We start from the raw sequence: 17,282 nt of genomic DNA, 5'->3' as shown, positions 1-17,282 counted from the left end.
GTAAGAACTTATGCGATTCCAAGCACTTATGGTGGTCTGCATGTGCGCAGGGGTTCGACGGGACGCAACGGGCAGCGACGCGGGCGACGCGGCGACGGCTTTGGTCGCGTGGGGCAACGCGTGGCTGACCGGACACGTCGGCCTGGACGAGGCGGTGGACGCGGTCGAGAAGGTCGCGGGCCCGCAGATCCTCAGTGGCGCCCCCGGCGGGGCCGGAGCCGCCGCGATCGGGGAGGCCGGGCCCGGCGACGTGACGCTGCGCCGTGGCCTGGGCGATCTCCGGGTGAACGGGATGACGGGGCTGCGGCTGGCGCTGCCGGCCCCGGGCGATCCGCTCGGGCTCACCGGGCCGCCCGGCTTCAACCGGGCGGCGGTCGACACCGGAGCGGCCGTGATCGCCGTGCTCGCCGACCGCGCGGTGGGGCTCGTCCCGGGCGAGGACCGCCGCGGTTCCTCGTACGTGGGGGTGCGCTGGCAGTGCCACGACGCCACCCCCGCTCCCCCCGACGTCCCGCCCCTGCAGGACGCGGACCGCCAGCTGATGCTGGCCATGCGGGACGCCACCGAGGTCCTGCTCACGGTGGACGACGTGGACGGCGTGCCGCCCGAGATCACCGACGCGCTGGCGGACCTGCGCGACCCCGACCGCGGCGACCACCCGCTCGCGCCCGGCTACCCGCAGCGTGCGCACCGGGTCGCCGCGCTGGCGGGACGGCTGGCGCTGGTGGTCGACCTGGCCCGGCTGCTGGAGGGCCAGGGCCTCACCGCCGACCAGATGCGGCGGCGGTCCGAGGCGCTGCGGCTGCTGGACCGCGCCGTACGGCGGGCCCGCGTGGCCGCCTGCAACAGCGCGTTCGACCCCGTCCCGTAGGAACGCCCGCCGTCCGGTTCTGATTCTGGAGCGCTCCCGTCCAGGGGACGCACTCCGGACATTCGCCCTCCGGACGTTCACCTTCCGGACGTTCGCCCTCGGGCGTTCGCCCTCGGTGCATACGGCCCCGGACATACGAAAACGGGGCACCCCCTCACCCGGTATCCGGGTGCGAGGACGCCCCGCTCATGAACGTCGGCGCGTCGGTGTCCCGTGCGTCAGGACTTGACGACGATCGTGTTGCAGATCTTGTCGGCGAAGGTCTGCTTGCGCTCGTCCCACAGCGGCCAGAAGTAGCCGACGTAGCAGGCGAAGCTGTCGGCGGCGTGGCAGATCTTCCGCAGGAAGGCCATGCCGAAGCCGATCGGCTGCCCGGTCTGGGCGCTCACCAGGCGGATGCCCATCTGGCGCTTGCCGATGGTCTGGCCGGTGGTGCCCTCCTGGTAGCACAGCCACAGACCGCCCGCGATGGACAGCAGCCAGCCGATCAGCATGAGGATGACGCCCAGCGCCGCGGCGCCGCCGCTGCCCGAGCTGGCGAGCACCAGCGTCAGCACGTACAGCAGCATCAGCGGCCCGGCGAAGATCAGGGCGTCGATGAGGTAGCCGCCGGCGCGCGAGCCCCACTCGGCGAGCTGGCCGGTCGACCCGTAGTGGTGGTGGTGGACTTCCTGGTACCCGGGCTGCGCCGGCTGCTGGCCATAGGCGGGCTGCGCCGGCTGCTGCCCGTACCCGGGCTGCTGGCCGTAGCCCGGCTGCGCCGGCTGCTGGCCGTACCCGGGCTGCGCCGGAGGCTGCTGCCCGTACCCAGGCTGCTGGCCGTAACCGGGCTGCGCCGGCTGCTGGCCGTATCCGGGCTGTTGACCGTAGCCCGGCTGCTGACCGTACGGGTCGTAGGGGTTACCCACACTTGCTCCTTATTGATTGACCCTGTGGTTATGTGACGCCCGCCGGACCCGGAGGGCTCCGCAGGTGTTCAGCCGACGCGCCGCGCGGCCTCAGACCCGCAGGAGACCGAGCCTGGCAAGCTGCCACAGCTCCGACCCCAAGAGGGCGGTACCGAGCACCCACGCGCGGGTACCCGGCTGGAGTGCCCACCACCGGTTCCCCGGCCCCAGCGGCGCGACCGCGAAGGCGAGCGCGCCCGCGAAGGCCACCGGGTTCGCGAGCACGGCCTGGACCGGACGGCCCGAACCCAGCTCGATGAACACGGTGGTCCCCCCGCAGAGGGGACAGGGGATCCCGGTGAACGCCCGGAGGGGGCAGAGCACGCCGGGGTCGTTGACACGATGGATCCATGCCGCGCCGATGGCCGCCGTGGCCATCGCGGCGACACGCAGCACCACTCCCACAGGGCCGTGCCGCGCCGCGGTGAGGGTCCGGCCGACAAGCTCACCCAGCGCACCCCGTGGTGCACCGGTGGCCGCCGCCCCGGGCACTCCCCCCAACGAATCCTCCGCCTCGATGACTTGTTTCGAGTGACCCGTATATCGGGTGCACCCCGAGGTGGGTCAAGTCCAGGCAACAATCTGCGACCGGAACGTGACCTAGAGCGTGAGCAATTCCACCTCAGAGGCAAGGGTAGGACAAAACACCACCAGGTGGGGCGGTCTTTTCGGCGGCCGGCACGAGTGATCGACCCCGTACCGACCGGTAAGCCCTTGATATACGAGTAACTGGAACACATTACCGATCACGAGGATCTCGCGCAGTGCCCTTCATCACTCCCGTGCGAGGGCCGTACCCGCCGCGCCATGATGGACCATGACCACGCCATCCATGGCCACACCACCCCTGCCCGGTGCGATCCGGCCGCCCGACGGATCCTGGGTCCGCGGTCGCGGTCTGCGCTAGCCTCTGTTTCACAGTCCCGGCCCACGGCGCTCGCCCGGCGGCTCGCGCCTCACCGGGCCTTGGCGAGCGCGACATCGCTTCGCGATCTGCCCGGCGAGGCTCGCCTCCGGCATCGCCCCACCTGGCAGCCAACGCGCTCGCGCGGTGGCTGAGGCCACTTCGAGACACACCCTAACCCGCGCCAGAAGGCCCTCCCCCGAGCACGGCCTCTGCCTCGACTCGGCTCGCGTCGCCCCCAGCTCCGGCACGAGGACGAGCTGCGCCGGCCGCACGAGTGGATCGAGTGGATCGAGTGGCCCGAATTCCTGCCGCCCCGCGACGGCGAGCGCACGATCGTTCACTGACCAGGTCGGGGCACGGCCAGGTCGGGGCACGGCCAGCTCGAACCCGGTCAGGTCGGGTCCCGCTCAGGCCCGGGTCCCGGCTCAGGTCCGGTCCTGGCCCGGTCGGGTCCCGGTCAGGTCGGGTCCCGGTCGGGTCCCGGTCAGGTCAGGCCCCGGTCAGGTCTGCGTCTGGGCGGCGGCGCCGACGGTGATGGGCGGCTCGGGCTCGCCGATGTGCTCGGCCTCGACGACGTCGGCGATGACCCCGGTGATGTTGTCGGGGCCGCCGCCCTCGCGGGCCAGCTCGATCAGCCGCTGGACGGCCCGGCCGGGATCGGCCTCGGCGGACAGCACCTCGTAGATCGTCTGCGCGTCCACCACACCGCTCAGCCCGTCCGAGCACAGCAGGTAGCGGTCGCCCAGGCGGCCCTCACGCAGGCGCAGGTCGGGCTCACGGTCGTCGCGGCCGTCCAGGACCCGGTAGAGGACGTGGGACAGCCGCGACGCCTCGGCCGGGTCGGCCGGGGCTCCGCCCGACTGCTCGGCCTCGGCGTTGAGCAACTGGTCCATCGTGTGGTCCTGGGTGATCTGGAAAAGCTCGCCGTCGCGCAGGAGGTAGCCGCGGGAGTCGCCGATGTGGGCGAGCGCGACCGACGGGCCGGACCAGAGCATGGCGGTGAGCGTGGTGCCCATCCGGCTCAGGTCGGGCCGTTCCTCACGGACGATGCGCAGCTTCTCGTTGGCCTCCGAGACCGCGCGGCCCAGACTGTCCACCAGATCGTCGAGCGGGGTGTCGGCGTCCAGCGAGCGCAGCGAGCCGATGACGGTGGAGCTGGCGACCTCGCCGCCCGCGTATCCGCCCATGCCGTCGGCGACCGCGATCAACCGCGCACCGGCATAGCCCGAGTCCTCGTTGTTCTCGCGGCTGCACCCGATGTCACTGCCTGCTGCGTATCTGATTGCTACGTTCATACCGATTTCGATGACGATCCTGTCAGAGGAGTTGTATCACTCGCCGGCCAGTCCGTGGCGGACGGCGTACAACGCCGCCTGCGTTCGATCCTGCACTCCCAGTTTCATGAGCAGGTTACTGACATGCGTCTTGACGGTCTTCTCGGAGACCACCAGGGTGCGGGCGATCTCCCGGTTGGACCTGCCCCGCGCTATCTGCACGAGCACCTCCCGTTCCCGTTCGGTCAACGCGGCCGGACCGCGGTCGTCGCCGGCGCCGGCCGGCCCCGTCCGCAACATCGCCTCGGCGGCGTCCGGCGCGAAGAGGACATGCCCATCATGGACGGCCCTGATCGCCTGGACGAGCGCCCGCGGGTCGACATCCTTGTAGAGATACCCGGCGGCGCCCGCCTGAACGGCCGGAAGCACGTGTCCGCGTTCCGTGACGCTCGTCAGCACCAGCACCCGCGCGTCCACCCCACGAGCCCGCAGCTCCGTCAGCGCGGCCAGTCCGTCGGCGCCCGGCATCTTGAGGTCCATCAGCACGATATCGGGCTTGAGCGATTCGGCCAGCGACACGGCGGCGAGCCCGTCACCCGCCTCGCCGACCACCTCGATGTCGTCCTGGATGCCCAGAAAGGTGCGCAGCCCCTGCCGGACCACCGGATGGTCGTCGGCGATCAGCACCCGGATCACGCCCACCTCCCCACTGTCGCGGACCGCGACCGCGACCGCCCCAGCATGCCTCACAGCGCCACCTCCAGCCGCACGACCGTGCCGACCCCGGGCGAGGCGTCGACCGACAGCGCCGCTCCGACCGACTCCGCCCGCTCCCGCATGGAGGACAGGCCGAGCCCGCCGTCGCCGCCGGCGCCCGGGACCGTGGCCGTGACGTCGAACCCGGACCCGTCGTCGGCGACCTCCAGGACGGCCGTCCGCTCCAGGGCGCGGAGGCGGACCTCCACGGTACGGGCCGAGGCGTGCCGCAGCGCGTTGTGCAGCGCCTCCTGGGCGATCCGGAACAGCACGGCCTCCTGCTCCTCCGTCAGCTCGACGGGCCGGTCGGCGGTGAAGCGCACCTCGGTCTCGTAGGCGCGGTCCAGCACCTCCACGTGCTTGCGGAGGGAGGCGACCAGCCCGTCGGCCAGGTCGGCCGGACGGAGCTCGAAGATCACCGCGCGCAGTTCGGCGATGGCCTCGGCCGCCAGCCGTTCCACCTGGTCCAGTTCCCGGGCCGTACGGGCGGGGTCGCGCTCGGCCAGCGCGGCGGCCGCGCGGGCGGTGAGCCGCAGCGAGAAGAGCTTCTGGGCGACCGCGTCGTGCAGTTCCCGGGCGAGGCGGGCGCGTTCGGCGACCACGGTCAGCTCCCGGTTGCGCTCGTACAGCCGGGCGTTGGTCATCGCGATGGCGGCGTGCGCGGCGAAGAGGGTGAGCAGTTCCTCGTCGTCGGCGGTGAACCCCCGCGGGCGCCCCTCGCGACGGTTCTTGTTGGCGAGGAACAGGATGCCGAGCACGTCCGAACCGTCCCGGATCGGCACCCCGAGGAAGTCCTTGAGCACCGGATGCGCGACCGGCCACCCCTCGAACTCGGGCTCGCGGCGGATGTCGTCCAGCCGCATGGGGACGTTGTCGCGGAGCATCGCGGCGAGCATGCCGTGCTGGCGGGGGAGCGGGCCGATGGCCTCCCAGTCCTCATCGGAGACGCCCTCGACCACGAACTCGGCGAACGAGCCCTCCTCGTCGGGGACGCCCAGGGCCGCGTAGCGCACGTCCAGCAGCCGTGCCGCCGCCCGGACGATCACCTGGAGGACCTCGTGCACGGAGAGGTGGCGGGTGACCGCGAGCACGGCGGAACTCACGGCGTGCAGGACCGCGGTCCCCTCGTCGTCCCCCTCGCCGACCCGCTCGCCGACCCGCTCGCCGACCCGCTCGTCGGCCCGCTCGCCGCCGTGCTCGATGCCCGCGCCGGGCCCGTACCGGTCCATCCCGATGTCGTTCCGTCCTCGCCGTTCCGTGACCTGCCGGTACGCCGCCGCGCTCACCGGCACGTCATACCGACTCGCGCCCGATTCGTGCCTGGTCGTCCCAGCTCGTTCCCGTCGTCCCCGTCGTTCCGGTGGTACGTGGTCGTGCCTGGTCATGCCCGGGTCGCCGGGCGGTCGCCGGGCGTGTCGCACCCATCTGTCAAGAACGTACTCCCTGCTCGGTGTGCTCCGAATCAACCGGACGGCGGAGGTGACGGGCGATCAGGGCCTCCCGTGGTCGTAGCCGGAGGACCCAGGCCCTGTCTCAAAGTCCCGGCCCCCGGCGCTCGCCTGGCAACTCGCGCCTGACCGGGACTTGGCGAGCCCGCGCGGAGGCTGAGGCCACTTCGCGACAGGACCTAGGACCATGGTTCGAGGCATGCGGGCCCGCGCGCCCGATGTCCTGCCGGCCGGTTCTTTCTAGCGTCGAGACCATGCCCACCTCGCCCGGTTCCCTCCTCCCCTCCGACGATCCGCCCGATCATGCGGGACGGCCGGCCGCGGGCCAGGCGGGGGTCCTCGGTGGCCCTTACCGCGCCGCCACCCTCGGCATCGTGCTGGTCGTCACGCTGCTGGCGTTCGAGTCCATGGCCATCGGGACGGTCATGCCGGTGATCGCCCGGGACCTGGACGGGCTGGCGCTGTATGCGTGGGGCTTCAGCGCGACGCTCATCGCCGGCCTGCCGGCCAACGTGCTGGCGGGCGGCTGGGTGGACCGCTCCGGCCCGGCCCGGCCGCTGCTGACGGGGCTGGCGACGTTCGTCGCCGGACTCGTGGTCGCCGGCGCCGCCCCGGACATGTGGACCTTCGTCGCCGGCCGGGCCGTCCAGGGCGTCGGCACCGGCGTCGCGCTGGTCGCCACGTACGTGCTGATCGCCCGCGTCTACCCGGAACGGCTGCACCCGAGGGTGTTCGCCGCGCTGTCGGCCGCCTGGGTCCTCCCGTCCCTGATCGGGCCCGCCGTCGGTGGAGTGGTGTCGGAGCACCTGGGCTGGCGCTGGGTGTTCCTGGGGCTGATCCCCTTGGTCGTCCCACCCGTTCTCATGCTGCTCCCCGCATTGCGGGGGCTCCGGCGCGCCCCCTCGCCCGCCACCGGCTCCGGTACCGATTCCGCCGATCCCGGCTCCGATCCCGGCTCCGGCTCCGGCTCCGGTACGTCGCGCGGGGCCCGGCGCCACCTCGCGGCGATCGTCGTGGCGATCGGCGCCGCCGTCCTGCTGTACGGGCTGGACCACCCGGGCTGGGGGCTCGTGCCGCTGGCCGCCGCCGGGCTGGCCGGGCTGGCCGCCGGGCTCCCCCGCCTGCTCCCGGCCGGAACGCTGCGGATGCGGCGCGGCCTGCCGAGCGTGGTGCTGATCAGGGGGCTGCTGTCGGGATCGTTCTTCGGCATGGACGTGTTCATCCCGCTGGCGCTGATCTCGTTGCACGGGTTCAGCCCCACGCAGGCGGGCGTGGTCCTCACCGTCGCCTCGCTGGGCTGGTCGGCGGCCTCGCAGGTCCAGGGGCGGGCCCGCCGCTCGGGGGTCTTCTACGTACGGCTCGGGGCCGCGCTGGTGACCCTCGGCATCGCGCTCACCGCCCTCGCCTTGCAGGTCACCGGCTGGGCCGCCGCGCCGGCCTGGATCATCGGCGGGGCCGGCATGGGCTTCGCGTTCGGCAGCCTGAGCGTGCTGCTGCTGGAGTTCTCGCCAGAGGAGGAGCAGGGCGCCAACTCCTCCTCCCTGCAGATCGCCGACATGCTCGGCTCGTCCCTGGTGGTCGGCGGCGCGGGCGCGCTGGTCACCGCCTTCGGTACCGGCCGGCTCGCCCTGGGGCTGGGGCTCGCCGGGTCCCTCCTCGCCGCCATCGCCGCCGTCGGCCTGATCGCCGCGCTGCGCCTGGACGCCGGAACCCCGCGGCGGCGCGGCGGCCGGCCCTGGTTCCCCGTACGTGGCGTACGTCCTCGTGAAGGCTCGGCATGAACAACCCGTACCCGCCCCTCCCCGCGGCCCTGAAAGCGCATGAGCCCCACGACGAACGCCAGACCCGGCCCTCGGGGCGGCGGCACGCCTGGGACGACGCCGGCCTCCTCGTCGGGGGCCGGGGGACCGGCCGGGTGAGCCGCCACCGCTTCCGTGACCTGCCGGAAGTGCTGCGCCCCGGAGACCTCCTCGCCGTCAACGTCTCGGCGACGCTGCCCGCCGCCGTCCACCTGGACAAGATCGCGGTGCACTTCTCCACACCGTTTCCGGACGGGGACGACCGGACGTGGCTGGTGGAACTGCGCCGCCGTACGCGTAGAGGCACCATCGCCTATTACGGAGGGTCGCCCTGCGAATGGATCCCGTTGCCGGGCGGTGCCACGCTCACCCTCCTAAGGCGGCATACCGAACACCTGTGGCAGGCACGGCTCAGCACAGGGGTGACCGCCTACCTCCAGCGCCACGGCACCCCGATCCGGTACGGCCCCGTTGGACAGGACGACTGGCGCGTAACGACATACCAGTCCGTGTTCGCCGATGCCGACAACGCCGGAAGCGCGGAGGCACCCAGCGCGGCACGCCCGTTCACGACGGAACTGGTGACCCGCCTTATCTCACAAGGCGTCCTGGTAGCGCCCGTCACGCTGCACTCAGGAGTCACCTCTCCGGAGGCGGAAGAGCCGCCCTGCGCAGAGCGCTACGAGGTCCCGCCCTCCACGGCCGCACTGGTCGAGCACGTACGCGGCCGGGACGTGCCGGGCCGGGTCGTCGCGCTGGGCGCCGCCGTCGTACGGGCCCTCGAGACGGCCGTGGACGCCGGCGGACACGTCCGGGCCGGGAGGGGCTGGACCGAGCACATCGTCACCCCTGAAGGAGGCGTACGAGCGGTGGACGGCCTCCTCACCGGCATGCGCGAGCGGAGCTCCTCGCACCCGATGATGCTCGCCGCCATCGCGGGTACCGAGCTCCTAGGAAGGCTGGACGGCGCCATGGCAACCGAACGCCGCCTACGGGACGACCCACGGAACGGCTTACGGGACGACCTCGGCGACGGCCTCCGCGACGGCCTCGCCAACGGCCTCCAGGACCACCTCCGGGACGAGTCGGGAGATTTCGCTCTCGTCCTCCCCTGACCGGCGGCGGCCAAGGTCATGTGGTCCACATCGTGGACGCGATGCGCGCCACTCCGTCCCGGCCCGGTAGCGTTGTGAAAAGCATGAACGGGTCAGCACAGCGCACGCTGCTCATTACGCTCACCGGCCGCGACCGCCCCGGGGTGACGTCCCGCCTATTCACGACACTCGCCGGTTTTCCCCTTTCGGTGGTGGACGTGGAGCAGGTCGTCATCCGCGGCAGGCTCGTGCTCGGCGTCCTGGTCGGCTACGACGAGGGCACCGACATCGGCCGGGTCTGGACGGCCGCGGAACGGCTGGCCACCGGTCTCGACATGGAGATCGAGATGTCCACCGGCCGCGACAAGCGGATGCCGAGCCGCCGTGGCCGGCTGCACGTGACCGTGCTGGGCGCCCCGCTCCTGCCCGCCGCCATGGCCGGGATCGCGGGCCGGGTCGCCGCCGGCGGGGCCAACATCGACCGGATCGAACGGCTCGCGCACTACCCGGTGACCTGCATCGAGATGGACGTCTCGGGCGCCGACCCGGAGGCGCTGCGCGCCGCGCTGGCGGTGGAGGCGGCCGAGCTGCAGGTCGACGTGGCCGTCCAGCAGGGCGGGCTGCACCGGCGCGCCAAGCGGCTGATCGTCATGGACGTCGACTCCACCCTGATCCAGGGCGAGGTCATCGAGCTGCTCGCCCGGCACGCCGGCTGCCTGGCCGAGGTGGCCAAGGTGACCGAGGCGGCGATGCGCGGCGAGCTGGACTTCGAGGGGTCCCTGCGGGAACGGGTCGCGCTGCTCGCCGGGCTGGACGCCGCCGCCATCGAGGACGTGCGCGACAAGGTCGAGCTGGCCGCGGGCGCGCGCACGATGGTCCGGACCCTCAAGCGGCTCGACTACAAGTTCGCGATCGTGAGCGGCGGGTTCACCCAGGTGACGGACGCGCTGGTGGAGGATCTCGGGATCGACTACTCCGCCGCCAACACCCTGGAGATCCAGAACGGCAAGCTGACCGGGCGGGTCGTCGGCCCGGTGATCGACCGGGCCGGGAAGGCCACCGCGCTGGAGCGGTTCGCCCGCGAGGCCGGGATCCCGATCAGCCAGACGGTGGCCATCGGCGACGGCGCCAACGACCTCGACATGCTCCAGGCCGCCGGGCTCGGCGTCGCCTACAACGCCAAGCCGGTGGTCCGGCAGGCCGCCGACACCGCGGTCAGCGTCCCCTACCTGGACACGATCCTCTTCCTTCTCGGCATCTCCCGTGACGAGATCGAGGCCGCGGACGCCGCGGACGCGGGCACCCGCCCGGCCTGACCGGCCCCCGCCCCGGCGCGGGCCCGCGGACGCCCGCGGGCCGTACCGCCCGGCCGCCCCGTACCGCCAGGCCACTCCCTACCTCCCGGCCGCGCCGCCCCGGCCAGGCACTCCCGACCGCCCGGTCGCGCCGCCCCGCCCAGCCACTCCCGACCGCCCGGTCACGCCGCCCCGCCCAGCCGCCCCCTGCCGTCAGGCCGCCCCCTGCCACCCGGACCGTCCGGTCACCCTCTGCCTTCCGCTCGCTCCCTGCCGGCCGGCCGCTCCCCACCGTCCGGCCGCCCCGTTCCGGGTGACCGTTCCGTTCCGGGTGACCGAAATCGCCGGAAAAGTCGATCTTCGGGTCTATCGCCGGGCGCCGTCGCGGGTACATGCTGATCGTCCGGGACGACGGCCCGCCCGGACCGTACCCGGCCCGAGGAGGCGAGCGAGCGGTGCTGCGTGCGCGTGAGGCGTACGCCCGGATCAGAGGGCAGGCGGCACCCTTCTACGGTCTCGCCGCCGCCATCGCGATGGGCGTCCCGCTGCTCGCGGGCGCGCTGACCGGCCACGCCGCGCAGGGCTCCATGATCGCGCTCGGCGCCTACCTCGTCGTCCTGCGGGCCCCCGAAGGCCCCTACGGGGCACGGGCCCGGAACCTCGCCAGCGCCATCCTGGTGGTCGCCTTCGGCGCGACCATCGGCGGCGTGCTCAGCGACCACCCCTGGGGCGCGGTCGTCGTCGTCCCGCTGGTCGTCGCGCTCGGCACCGCGGTGCCCTGGATCGGCGCCACCGCCGGCCTCGCCGTGCTGCTGACCGCCATCCGGCCCGTCACCGGCGACGCCACCTACGGCGGGTTCCTCGAACTGCTCGGCGGCCTGCTGGCCGCCGCCCTGCTGCTGGCCCCCTGGCCCGCCCGGCGGCTCCGGCCGCTGCGCACCACGCTGGCCGAGGCCGCCGGGGCCGTCGCCGAGGCCCTGGACGCGGTCGCCGAGGACATCGGCGGTCCAGGCGGCCCCGACGGCCCTGGCGACACCGACGCGCTGAACGCCCTGGACACCCTGGAGCACGTTGACCCCCACCTGGCCCCCGCCGCCCGCAAACCCGACTGGGACGCGGCGAGCCTGGCCGCGTCCCGGGCCCTCACCGCCGCCCGCGCCACCTCGGGCTTCTACCGGTCCGGACGCGACCGCCGGGAACCGACCCGCCCGGAACGGCTGATCGACGCACTGTCCCGGGTCCTGCAGGAGACCATCGCGCTGCGTTCCCTGATCGAGGCCGTACGGCGGAACCCGCCGGAACGCGAGTGGGAGCTGGAGGCCCGGGTCGCGATCGCGGCGCTGGCCGCCCGGGTCCGTCTGCTCGCCGGCGCGATCGAGTCCGGCGGCGAGGCGCCGTTCGGCACCACGGAGTCCGCGGCGCTCCGGCGGCTGGGCCGGCAGAGCGAGATGCTCCGCCGGGCCGGGCTCGCCGGTGACGAGGACCTGGTCGCCGTCGCCCTGGTCGTGCAGATCCGCCGCTCGGCCGAACGGATCGCCGGCGGCATCGACACCGCCCGCCGCGTCGTGGCCGGCGGCATCCGGATCGGCTTCGGCCCGCCGCGCCTGCCGCCCGACGCGGCCGGTCCGGTCACCACCTGGGAACGGCTGGGACGGGCCGTACGGACCCGGTCCCCCACCTTCCGCGAGGTCGGCCGGGTCGGCCTCGTCGCGCTGCTGGCCATGGCGCTGGCCACGGCGCTCAAGCTGCCGCACGGGCACTGGCTGACGATCACCGCCATGGTCAGCCTGCGCGGCTCCTACGGCCAGACCATCGAGCAGCTCGTCCAGCGGGTGGTCGGCACCGCCGTCGGCTCCGTCATCGCCGCCGTGCTGCTCACCCTGGCCCCCGGGCAGGTGTCGGTCGCCATCATCGTCGCCGTCCTCAGCCTGACCGCGTTCGCCCTCCGCACGGTGAACTTCACGTACTGGATGGTCTTACTCACCCCGCTGGCGATGATGCTGCTGGACTTCTCGGTGCCCTCCGACTGGGTCACGGCGGGCGAACGCATCGTCCTCACCCTCGCGGGGGCGGCCCTGGCCTTCGCCGGGGTCCGGCTGCTGTGGCCGACCGGGCACGCCGAGAACCTGCCGCCGCGGCTCGACCGGATGCTCAGCCTGCACGCCGACCTGACCCGTTCCGCGGCGGCCGTGGTCGAGGGCCGGATCGAACGGCTCTCGCACGAGGAGATCCTCGCCGCCGAGGAGGCGGCCGAGAAGGTCACCGAGGTCCGGGAACGGCTCGCCCACGAGCGGCTGTCCGACGACGAGCGGATCGCCCGGCTGGACGCGGCCGTCGCCGCCGCCCACCGCATCCGCGACCATCTCATCGCGATCGGCCGGATGACCCGCGAGCAGGAGGTCGACGCCGGGCCGCTGCCCGAGATCCTGGACCGCCTCGGCGACCGGCTGGAGGAGGCGGCCGACGCCCTGGAGGAGCCCGCGTCCCGGTCCGGCGCCACCGGCGCCCCGTCCCCCAGCGAACGGCTCGACGAGGAGTTCTCCGACCTCGACACCCACCTGTCGGCCCTGGCGCGGCGCCGCCGCGAGGAGATCGAGAAGGGCGTGCACATCGAGGAGTTCACCCCGCTGCGGCACGCGCTGCTCCAGGTCTCCGGCACCCACTTCGCCGTACGCTCGCTGCGCGGCGACACCGAGACGCTGATCGAGAACTCCCAGGCCGCCCTCAACCCGTAGCCGAACGGCCGGGCGGCGGGGCTAGCGGGCGGCCGGGCTATCGGGCGTCGGGACGGCCGGGCGGCGCGGCGGCCGGACAGAAGGGCTGCCGGTGGTGGGGCGCCCGGGCTACCGGGCCGTTCAGTCGTTGGGCGTCAGTCCTTGGGCGTGCGGAACGCGGCCAGCTCGCCCGTTCCGTGCCGGAGCTCCGACCAGCCGTCCGGGACGTCGATGACCGCGAGCGCGCAGGTGGGGAACGCCTCCGGGGCCCGCCCGGTCAGATCGTGGACGAGCTGGTGCACGGACGGGTTGTGCCCGACCAGCAGCAGCGTCCGCACCTCCCCGCCGGACCCGCCGGACCCGCCCGACCCGCCCGACCCGCCGGTCACACCGCTCTCACCGGCCTCGCGGACCAGCGACAGCAGCGTCTCCGGGTCGTTGTCGTAGATGCGGGACTCGTACTCCACCCGGGACGTCGTGAGGACCAGCCGGTCCAGGGTCTCCCGCGTCCGGACGGCGGTCGAGCACAGCACGAGGTCGGGCGTCATCCCGCCGCCGCGCAGCCACTCCCCGGTCTCCGCCGCGTCCCGCCGTCCCCGGTCGGTCAGCGGGCGGTCGATGTCGGCGAGCCCCAGACCCGCGGCGGCCTTGGCATGGCGGAGCACGATGAGCGACGGCATGCCCGTCACCCTAGCCCGCCTTCCCGCCCCCCGCCCCTCGCGGACCGCGGGGGTCGCGGGGAGTCGTCAGGGGTGGCCAGGGGCCGTCAGGGCGCCAGCAGGGAGGCGATCAGCCAGAGGATCGCCATGATGCCGAGCATCCCGCCAAGGATGACGGCGAAGCCCTTGGGCCCGGAAAGCGTCGGCTTCCCGTCTGCGCTCACAGCCGCGTACTCCTGCCGTTTCGAGATCGTGTACGCCCGCGGGGGGCCTTGGGACAAGCGTACGGCCGGTACCGCGCGGCGCGGACAGCACCCACCCGTACGGCCGGCCGCCGGTACGCGGAAGGGGCCGGCAGGCCGCCGACCCCTTCCCAGACTTGCCCGGACTTGCCCGGACTTGCCAGGACTTCCCGGGATTTCCTAGGACTTCCTAGGACTTGTCAGGAGTTCTTTGCAGGGGAGGTGCGCTCCGACTCCGGAACGGCCGTCCCGGCGCCGCCGGCCTCCGTCCCCGTACCGGCGATCTTCGGCGCGCCCGAGGGCTCGCCGGCACCGGTCTTGCCGGCCGGAACGGCGGGCGCCGGCTCACCGGCACCGGTCACCGCGGGCTGCGGCGCACCGCCGGAACCGATCAGGTCGGCCCGCCGCTTCGACACCACGATCGCGGCGACGACCACGCCCACGGCGCCCACGGTGACGCCGATCCGCAGCGGGACGTTGCCCGCGTACGTGACGACGGCGTCGGCGATCAGCAGCGCGACCAGGTTCATCACCTTGATCAGGGGGTTGATCGCGGGACCGGCGGTGTCCTTGAACGGGTCGCCGACCGTGTCACCGATGACCGTCGCCTCGTGCGCCTCGCTGCCCTTGCCGCCGAGATGGCCCTCCTCGACGAGCTTCTTGGCGTTGTCCCAGGCACCGCCGGAGTTGGCCAGGAAGACCGCCATCAGCACCCCGGCCGCGATCGCCCCGCCGAGGAACGCGCCCAGCGGCGCGTACCCCAGCGCGAAGCCGACCGCGATCGGCGTCATGATCGCCAGGAGCCCGGGGGTGGCCAGCTCCCGCTGCGCGTCCCGGGTGCAGATGTCCACCACCCGGTCGTAGTCGGGCGTCTCGGTGTAGTCCATGATCCCCGGCTTGGTGCGGAACTGCTCGCGCACCTCGACGACCACCCGGCCGGCCGCGCGGCCCACCGCCATGATCGCCAGCCCGGAGAACAGGAACACCACGGCGGCACCGATGATCAGCCCGATCAGCACGTTCGGGTTGTCGATCGACAGGCTGAAGTTCGCGAACGTGCCGAGCGCGTCGCGCGCCTCCGTCGACGCGCCCGCCAGCGCCTCCACCACGGTGGTGCGGAACGAGCCGAACAGCGCGGTCGCGGCCAGCACCGCGGTCGCGATCGCGATCCCCTTGGTGATCGCCTTGGTGGTGTTGCCGACCGCGTCCAGGCGCTCCAGCACGGCCGCGCCCTCGCCCTGGACGTCGCCGGACATCTCGGCGATGCCCTGGGCGTTGTCGGAGACCGGGCCGAAGGTGTCCATCGACACGATCACGCCCACGGTGGTCAGCAGTCCGGTACCGGCCATGGCCACCGCGAAGAGGGCGACCGTGGTGTTGCCGAAGCCGAGCAGGAACGCCCCGTACACCGCGCCGCCGATCACCAGCGCGGTGTAGACCGCCGACTCCAGCCCGAGCGAGATGCCCGCCAGGATCACCGTGGCCGGCCCGGTCCGGGCGCTGTCGGTGACCTCCCTGACCGGCTTGCGGCTGGTCTCGGTGAAGTAGCCGGTGAGCAGCTGGATGGCGCTGGCCAGCACGATGCCGATCAGCACCGCGCCCAGCGCCACCACCCGCGGATCGGCGTCCAGCCCGCGGATCGCCGGGTCGCTCACCCCGGACAGCGCGGCGAACGACGAGGGCAGGTAGACGAACGCCGCCACCGCCACCAGCACAGCGGAGATCAGCGCGGAGATGAAGAAGCCTCGGTTGATCGCGGACATCCCGGACCGGTCGCGGTCGCGGGGCGCCACCGCGAAGATCCCGATGACCGCGGTGACCACACCGATCATCGGCACGATCAGCGGGAAGACCAGGCCCTCGGTGCCGAACGCCGCGGTGCCCAGGATCAGCGCCGCGACCAGCATGACCGCGTACGACTCGAACAGGTCGGCGGCCATCCCGGCGCAGTCCCCGACGTTGTCGCCCACGTTGTCGGCGATGGTGGCGGCGTTGCGCGGATCGTCCTCGGGGATGCCCTGCTCGACCTTGCCCACCAGGTCGGCGCCGACGTCCGCCGCCTTGGTGAAGATCCCACCCCCGACTCGCATGAACATCGCCAGCAGCGCCGCGCCGAACCCGAAGCCCTCCAGGACCTTGGGCGCCTCGCCCTTGTACGCCAGCACGACGACCGCCGCCCCGAACAGCCCGAGGCCCACGGTGAACATGCCGGCGACCCCGCCGGTACGGAAGGCGATGCGCATCGCCCTCTTCTCACCGCCCTCCTCGCGGGCCGCCGCCGCGACCCGGACGTTGCCGCGGACCGCCAGCCACATGCCGACGAACCCGGTGACCGCCGAGAACAGCGCGCCGATGACGAAGAAGACCGAACGCCCGATCCGCTCACCGGTGGAGTCGGCGGGGAGCAGGAGCAGGAGGAGCGGGATCAGGATCACGAAGATCGCGACCGTACGGAACTGGCGTTTGAGGTACGCGCTCGCACCCTCCTGAACGGCGCGAGCGATGTTCTGCATCTTCTCGGTGCCCTGACCGGCGGCCAGTACCTCGCGTACCAGACCGCCGGCGACGACCAGTGCCAACAGCGCGATCACCGCGACGACGACGACCAGGGAGAGGTCGCCGCCGCCGAGATCCACGTTTGCGCCGGCCGGGCTTGACAGGGAAAGCCCAGACATCCGTCCTCCTCGACAGGGGCGTTGCGATCTCGATCGTCTATAGACGATCTTTACCGCGTACCCACGCGGGTGGCGCTTTAGACGCCCCCACGGCAACACGGGTGCGGGGAGTCTACGCACGCGGGTCACCGATGAGAAGACTCGCCTTGCCTTATTGGCCGAGTCGTGTAAAAGAGATCTCCGGTACGTTGGAATTTGCCCCGAATCGAGCCCTGTCATGCATCAGCGCAGGTGGGCCGGGACACCCGCACACGTGCTATACGATCTTGATGTGCGCGCGATCCGGATCGCCGGCCGGGGAGTGAGCCACCAGGCACGGTCTGGCGAGTTGTAGATGCACGTTTAAGCAAAATTTATTCAGTCCGAAATCTACGACACTTCATGATCGTTTCTGGGAGTCCGTCCCGCGCGCGACCACAGGCGTTCACTAGTGCCACTCCAGCACCATTTACCCCATCTCCCAAAGCCACCATCGGCCATCTCCGTAATGCCGGGCAGCCTCTGGATGATCACGTTCCCGATACCTCACGCGGGCATGGCGGGTGGCCCCCCGCGGGCCGACCGATCATCACGCGTGGCACCCCCTGACACCCGGCCCCCT

General features: G+C 72.7%; 12 protein-coding genes. 5 read left to right on the top strand and 7 right to left on the bottom strand.

What is annotated here, in order from left to right; translation table 11 throughout:
• Positions 1-40: 40 nt before the first annotated feature.
• A complete protein-coding gene (locus IW256_RS32835; RefSeq protein WP_197014635.1) occupies positions 41-871 on the top strand; it encodes a hypothetical protein in 831 nt (276 codons plus the stop codon).
• Positions 872-1,089: 218 nt separating this feature from the next.
• On the opposite strand, the gene IW256_RS42915 is transcribed toward IW256_RS32835, so the two are convergent.
• From IW256_RS42915 to IW256_RS32810, 5 genes are all read right to left on the bottom strand, one after another.
• On the bottom strand, positions 1,090-1,779 hold the full coding sequence (locus tag IW256_RS42915) for an RDD family protein (protein WP_197014634.1): 690 nt from the start codon (positions 1,777-1,779) through the stop codon (positions 1,090-1,092).
• A 90-nt stretch (positions 1,780-1,869) separates the two neighbouring features.
• On the bottom strand, positions 1,870-2,214 hold the full coding sequence (locus IW256_RS32825) for a DUF2752 domain-containing protein (protein WP_307829262.1): 345 nt from the start codon (positions 2,212-2,214) through the stop codon (positions 1,870-1,872).
• A 1,011-nt stretch (positions 2,215-3,225) separates the two neighbouring features.
• The gene (locus IW256_RS32820; protein WP_197014633.1) at positions 3,226-4,020 is read right to left on the bottom strand and encodes a PP2C family protein-serine/threonine phosphatase; all 795 of its coding nucleotides are present in this window, start codon (positions 4,018-4,020) and stop codon (positions 3,226-3,228) included.
• 36 nt (positions 4,021-4,056) lie between these two features.
• Positions 4,057-4,695, bottom strand: coding sequence for a response regulator (locus IW256_RS32815; protein WP_307829261.1), 639 nt, complete (start codon positions 4,693-4,695; stop codon positions 4,057-4,059).
• Positions 4,696-4,745: 50 nt separating this feature from the next.
• Positions 4,746-6,041: a GAF domain-containing sensor histidine kinase gene (locus IW256_RS32810; RefSeq protein ID WP_307829260.1), complete on the bottom strand. Its 1,296-nt coding sequence runs from the start codon at positions 6,039-6,041 to the stop codon at positions 4,746-4,748.
• Positions 6,042-6,457: 416 nt separating this feature from the next.
• Here IW256_RS32810 and IW256_RS32805 point away from each other — a divergent pair, with 416 nt between their 5' ends.
• The 4 genes from IW256_RS32805 (at position 6,458) to IW256_RS32790 (ending at position 13,126) form a co-directional block, all read left to right on the top strand.
• Positions 6,458-7,984, top strand: coding sequence for an MFS transporter (locus tag IW256_RS32805; protein WP_197014632.1), 1,527 nt, complete (start codon positions 6,458-6,460; stop codon positions 7,982-7,984).
• The gene (locus IW256_RS32800) at positions 7,981-9,117 is read left to right on the top strand and encodes an S-adenosylmethionine:tRNA ribosyltransferase-isomerase (protein WP_197014631.1); all 1,137 of its coding nucleotides are present in this window, start codon (positions 7,981-7,983) and stop codon (positions 9,115-9,117) included. The genes IW256_RS32805 and IW256_RS32800 overlap by 4 nt, the downstream gene beginning before the upstream one ends.
• A gap of 83 nt (positions 9,118-9,200) precedes the next feature.
• A complete protein-coding gene (gene serB, locus IW256_RS32795; RefSeq protein WP_197014630.1) occupies positions 9,201-10,412 on the top strand; it encodes a phosphoserine phosphatase SerB in 1,212 nt (403 codons plus the stop codon).
• Between the two features lie 434 nt (positions 10,413-10,846).
• On the top strand, positions 10,847-13,126 hold the full coding sequence (locus tag IW256_RS32790) for an FUSC family protein (protein WP_197014629.1): 2,280 nt from the start codon (positions 10,847-10,849) through the stop codon (positions 13,124-13,126).
• 134 nt (positions 13,127-13,260) lie between these two features.
• On the opposite strand, the gene IW256_RS32785 is transcribed toward IW256_RS32790, so the two are convergent.
• A complete protein-coding gene (locus IW256_RS32785; RefSeq protein ID WP_197014628.1) occupies positions 13,261-13,785 on the bottom strand; it encodes a SixA phosphatase family protein in 525 nt (174 codons plus the stop codon).
• 421 nt (positions 13,786-14,206) lie between these two features.
• Positions 14,207-16,681, bottom strand: coding sequence for a sodium-translocating pyrophosphatase (locus tag IW256_RS32780; protein ID WP_231404027.1), 2,475 nt, complete (start codon positions 16,679-16,681; stop codon positions 14,207-14,209).
• Positions 16,682-17,282 lie beyond the last annotated feature (601 nt).

Origin of the sequence: Actinomadura viridis, assembly GCF_015751755.1 — a bacterium.
Classification (GTDB): Bacteria; Actinomycetota; Actinomycetes; order Streptosporangiales; family Streptosporangiaceae; genus Spirillospora; species Spirillospora viridis.
The sequence above is the reverse complement of the archived record's forward strand: the minus strand, read 5'-3'. Positions and strand labels throughout refer to the sequence as shown.